This is a genomic window from Streptomyces durbertensis, assembly GCF_014156695.1.
GTDB classification, from domain to species: Bacteria; Actinomycetota; Actinomycetes; order Streptomycetales; family Streptomycetaceae; genus Streptomyces; species Streptomyces durbertensis.
This window is the reverse complement of record NZ_WMLF01000387.1, coordinates 1-5,219: the sequence shown is the minus strand read 5'-3', so window position 1 is coordinate 5,219 and position 5,219 is coordinate 1. Positions and strand designations below refer to the sequence as shown.

Below are 5,219 nucleotides of genomic sequence, written 5' to 3'. Positions count from 1 at the left end.
GCCCACCCTGACCCGCCCGCGCGCCGGCTGCTTCTCGCCGTCGGACGCGGCGGCCTCCGCGAGCGCCCGCAGCAGCGACGTCTTCCCGGCGCCGTTCACCCCCACCAGCGCGACCCGGTCGCCCGGGCCCAGCTGCCAGGTCAGGTGCTCGATCAGCGTCTTGGGGCCGGCCTGGACGGTCACGTCCTCCAGGTCGAAGACCGTCTTCCCCAGCCGGGAGTTGGCGAAGCGCATCAGCTCCGCCTGGTCGCGCGGCGGCGGCTCGTCCGCGATGAGCGCGTTCGCCGCCTCGACGCGGAAACGCGGCTTGCTGGTGCGCGCCGGCGCGCCGCGCCGCAGCCACGCCAACTCCTTGCGGACGAGGTTCTGCCGCTTGGCCTCCTCCGTCGCGGCGATCCGCTCCCGCTCGGCCCGGGCGAACACGTAGTCGCTGTACCCGCCCTCGTACTCGTACACCTGTCCGCGCTGCACGTCCCACATCCGCGTGCAGACCTGGTCGAGGAACCAGCGGTCGTGCGTCACGCACACCAGCGCGGAGCGTCGCTCGCGCAGATGACCGGCCAGCCAGCTGATGCCCTCCACGTCCAGGTGGTTCGTCGGCTCGTCCAGCACCAGCAGGTCCGGGTCGTCGATCAGCAGCTTCGCCAGCGCGATCCGGCGGCGCTCGCCGCCGGAGAGCGGGCCGATCACGGTGTCCATGCCGTCCGCGAAACCGGCCGGCTCCAGCCCGCCGAACAGCCCGGTGAGCACGTCCCTGATCCGCGCGTTCCCCGCCCACTCGTGGTCGGCCATGTCGCCCAGCACCTCGTGCCGGATCGTCGCCTCCGGGTCGAGCGAGTCCTGCTGGCTGAGCAGCCCGAGGCGCAGCCCCCCGGCGTGCGTGACCCGGCCGCTGTCGGCGGGCTCGCTGCGCGCGAGGATGTGGATGAGCGTCGTCTTGCCGTCGCCGTTCCGCCCGACGACGCCGATCCGGTCTCCCTCGTTCACGCCGAGGGAGACGCCGTCCAGCAGCGTGCGCAGCGCGTACGCCTTGCCGACGGCTTCCAGATTGACGAGGTTGACGGCCATGGGGCTCCCTTGCTGCCATACGTGTGCGACATCCCGCGCGTTCAGCCTAGTGCGGTCGCCCGCCCCGCCCGTCGGCGGGAAGCGGGAGCCGGAGGGCGGGGAACGTCCGCGGGTGCGTGCTTTGCCCGGTCCGTGCGGGATGCCCCGGACAAAGAGGGGCAACCGTCCGACCGAGGTTGACCGGCGGCATCGCCATGGCCAAGGATCGCCGCCATGCCGACCAGCACCAAGAAGCGCAGCCGAACCCGACGAGCCGGCGAGAGCGCCTACGGGCTCCTGCTGCTCGGCCGGAACGCGCTGGTCGCCCTCGTCGCGGCGCTGCTGCTGGTGGCCGGCTGCTGGACCTCCTGGGACGACGCCCGGCACGCGATGTTCCCCAAGGACGGCACCCGGGGCACGATGACCGTCGAGAAGTGCGCCGACGGACGCTGCACCGGCCCGTTCGTCGCCGACTCCGGCGGTTCGGCGCCGGACCGGGTGGGTATCGGCGAGTCCGCGGTGCGCGACGTCGGCGACCGGCCGGCCGTCGCGCTCAAGCCCGGCACCGAGGACGTCGTCCGCACCGGGATCGGCGGGGTGCTGCACACCTGGATACCGCTCGGCGGCGCGCTGGTACTGGCGGCGCTGGTGCTCGCCGGCGGCCTGCGGCTGCGCCGCACCGGCTGGGTGATGGGCCTCCTCGGCGGCGCCGTGATGGCCGGCGCCTTCTTCACCGTCTGAGCACGCACCCGCTGAGCGCGGCCACCGGTCGCACGCGCACGGCCCGCCGCCGCGCGTGAGGCGCGGCGGCGGGCCGTGGACGGCGCCGGGGCGTCAGCCGGTGTTGCGCAGCCCGGCGGCGACGCCGTTGACCGTCAGCAGCAGCGCCCGGGACAGCAGCTGGTCCGGCTCCTTGCCGGCCTCCTCGTCCTGCCGCTGCCGGTGCAGCAGCGCGACCTGCAGGTAGGAGATCGGGTCCAGGTAGGCGTCCCGGATCCGCAGCGTCTGCCGCAGCACCGGGTTGGACTCCAGCAGCTCGCTCTCACCGGTGATCCGCAGCACCTCGCGGACCGTCAGCTCGTGCTCGGCCTCGATCTTCTCGAAGACGTGCCGCAGTTCGGACGGGACCAGCGTGTCGACGTAGTGCCGGGCGATCCGCAGGTCCGTCTTGGCCAGCGTCATCTCGACGTTCGACAGGAAGTTGCGGAAGAAGTGCCAGTTCTCCTGGGCCTCGGCGAGCACCGAGTCCAGCCCGGCCTCCCGGGCGGCCTTCAGCCCGCTGCCGACGCCGAACCAGCCCGGCACGATCTGCCGGGACTGCGTCCAGCCGAACACCCACGGGATGGCCCGCAGCCCGTCGAGGCCGGCGCCGCTGTCCGGGCGGCGCGAGGGCCGGGAGCCCAGGTGCAGCTCGGCGAGCTGGCCGACGGGCGTGGAGGCGAAGAAGTACGCCGGCAGGTCCGGGTCCTCCACCAGCCGCCGGTAGGCGTCGTGCGCGGCCTCCGAGACGGTGTCCATCGCCGCGTCCCAGCGGGCCAGCGCCTCCTCCGACTGCCGCGGCGCGGTGTGCAGCGCGGACGCCTGGAGGGTGGCGGAGACCGTCAGCTCCAGGTTCTCCCGCGCCAGCGACGGCACCAGGTACTTGTCGGAGATGACCTCGCCCTGCTCGGTCACCTTGATCTCGCCCTCCAGCGTGCCGTACGGCTGGGCGAGGATCGCGTCGTGCGTGGGACCGCCGCCCCGGCCGACCGTGCCGCCCCGGCCGTGGAACAGCCGCAGCCGCACGCCGTGCCGGTGCGCCACGTCCCGCAGCCGGCGCTGAGCCCGGTGGATCTCCCACTGCGAGGTGGTGATGCCGCCGAACTTCGAGGAGTCGGAGTAGCCCAGCATGACCTCCTGGAGGTCGCCGCGCAGCGACACCAGCTTCCGGTACGAGGGGTCGGACAGCATCGCGTCCAGCAGCTCGTCGGCGATGCGCAGCTCGTCGGTCGTCTCCAGCAGCGGCACGATGCCGATGCGGGCCCAGCCGCCGTGCAGGTCCAGCAGCCCCGCCTCGCGGGCGAGCACCGCCGCCGCCAGCACGTCGTCCGCGCCCTGGCACATCGAGATGATGTACGACTCGATGACCTCGGGGCCGAAGGTGTCCAGCGCCCGCCGGACCGTCTCGAAGACGCCGAGCGTCTTCGCACCGGCCTCGTCCAGCGGCGCCGGCGTCGGTGCCAGTGGACGACGGGAGCGCAGCTCCTTGGCGAGCAGCCGCATCCGGTAGTCGCGCGGCATGTCCTCGTACCGCCAGGACTCCTCGCCGAGCCGGTCGAAGAGCTGGCCGAGCGCGTGGTGGTGGGCGTCGGCGTGCTCGCGGACGTCCATCGTGGCCAGCTGGAGGCCGAACGCCGACAGCGTGCGCAGCGCCCGCGCGAGCTGGCCGTCCGCGATCAGGCCACCCCGGTGCTCGCGCAGCGAGGTCCGCACCAGCTCCAGGTCGGCGAGGAGTTCGCCGGTGCCCAGGTAGTCCCGGCCCGGAACGTGCGGGGTGTCGTTCGCCAGCCGCTCACGGGTGTTGAGCAGCTTCTGCCGGACGCAGGTGACCTTCAGCCGGTAGGGCTCCTCGGCGTTCAGTCGCTTGTAGCGCGGGGTGATCTCCGGCAGCCGCTCCAGGTCCTCGTTCAGGGAGTCCAGCAGCTCCTGGGTCGCGCCGCAGTTGCGGATCGAGTTCGACAGCGCGCCGCGCAGTTCGTCCACGTGCTCCAGTGCCTGGGTGATGCCGTGCTCGTGCTGGAGGATCAGCACGTCCCAGGTGACCTGCGGCGTCACGTTCGGGTTGCCGTCGCGGTCACCGCCGATCCAGGTGCCGAACGTCAGCGGGCGGGCGTCGGGAGGCAGCGGCGCGCCGGCCCGCTCCAGCTCGTCGGCCAGGTCCTCCAGGACGTCGCCGACCGCGCCCCGGTGCAGCTCGTCCAGGTAGTAGACGGCGTTGCGGGCCTCGTCGGTCGGCTCCGGCCGGGCCACCCGCAGCTCGTCGGTCTGCCAGATCAGGTCGACGTTCTCGGCCAGCCGCAGGTCCACGCGGCGCCGGTCGCCGCTCGCGGCGGCCGACTCCGAGCGCTCCAGCAGCTCCGCCACCCGGCGCAGCTTGGTCAGCACCGACCGGCGGGCCGCCTCCGTCGGGTGTGCGGTGAACACCGGACGGACGCCCAGCCGCTCGGCGGTCCGCCGCAGGTGCTCGGGGTCGGCGTCCTTCAGCATGTCGGCCGTGCGGGCAAGGAGGCCGCCCTCGCTCGCCCGCCGGTCGCGCAGCTCGCGTCCCCGGTGCACCTGCTCGGTGACGTTCGCCAGATGGAAGTAGACGGAGAACGCGCGTACCAGCTTCGCGGCCGTCTCCAGGTCCGTCTCGCCCAGCAGCCGGGCGGCGGCCTCGCCGTCCGTGCGGGTGAGCGCCCGCACCCGCTCGACCAGGTCGAGCAGGTCCTTGCCCTCCTGGCGGACCAGTGTCTCGCCGAGCAGGTCGCCCAGCCGGCGGATGTCCGCGCGCAGGGCACTGGCCGCCTCGTTCGGATCGGGGACCTCCGAGGCCGCGGCGTCCGGAACCGCGGGTTCGGTCGCGCCGGGGACTGCGGGGGCGGCGGCCCGGGCCTGCGGGCCCTCGCCGCCGGTCGTGCGGTGGTCGGCACTGCTCATGGGGGTGCGGCTCCTTGCGGCAGTATCGGCAGCTCTCCAGCCGCCCTGACGGTCGGGGGCTCGGCCGGCGCGCCGGCGCGCCCCGGTCGGACCCCATCACACCAAACGGCGGCTGGCTCGCTTCGTCGTTGCTTGTGGCAGGTCGCGGACCGCGCTGTCCGACGCGTAAAGGATAGGTCGCGGCGCGTGGCCCGGGACGTCCAGTCCACCAGGCGAACCGACCGGCGCCGTCGCGACGGCACTGCCCCGAAGGTGTGACGCGATCGTTCTTGTCGAGCGAGGGGGATGTGCTGCAATACTTACGAAACCGTAGGTTACGGTCCCGTAGGTGTGGATCTTCAATCGTGGATCTTCCACCACCTTCCCCCTTTTCCTCAGGGACGCTTATGACAACCACCCCCGAAACGGCTCCGCGGCGCACCGAAAGCTCGCGATCTCCGCGCGCGGACATCTCGGACTCCCCGACCCCGCGCACACCCGGCGGCCTGTCTCTT

General features: G+C 73.1%; 3 protein-coding genes. 1 reads left to right on the top strand and 2 read right to left on the bottom strand.

Going from position 1 to position 5,219, the window contains the following annotated elements; all coding sequences use genetic code 11:
• Positions 1–1,068, bottom strand: a 1,068-nt coding sequence (locus tag GL263_RS20970; RefSeq protein WP_182857287.1) for an ABC-F family ATP-binding cassette domain-containing protein, incomplete at its 3' end; no start/stop codon positions are given.
• Between the two features lie 213 nt (positions 1,069–1,281).
• Between GL263_RS20970 and GL263_RS20965 the strand changes: the two genes are divergently transcribed.
• Positions 1,282–1,788: a hypothetical protein gene (locus GL263_RS20965; protein ID WP_182857286.1), complete on the top strand. Its 507-nt coding sequence runs from the start codon at positions 1,282–1,284 to the stop codon at positions 1,786–1,788.
• A gap of 93 nt (positions 1,789–1,881) precedes the next feature.
• Here the strand turns inward: GL263_RS20965 and ppc are convergent, their stop codons facing one another.
• Complete coding sequence (gene ppc, locus GL263_RS20960) at positions 1,882–4,725, bottom strand: phosphoenolpyruvate carboxylase (RefSeq protein ID WP_182857285.1); 2,844 nt, start codon at positions 4,723–4,725, stop codon at positions 1,882–1,884.
• Between the last annotated feature and the right edge of the window lie 494 nt (positions 4,726–5,219).

Coding starts and splice junctions, on each gene's coding strand:
- GL263_RS20965 (WP_182857286.1), top strand. CDS start 1,282: ATGCCGACCAGCACCAAGAAGCGCAGCCGAACCCGACGAGCCGGCGAG.
- ppc (WP_182857285.1), bottom strand. CDS start 4,725: ATGAGCAGTGCCGACCACCGCACGACCGGCGGCGAGGGCCCGCAGGCC.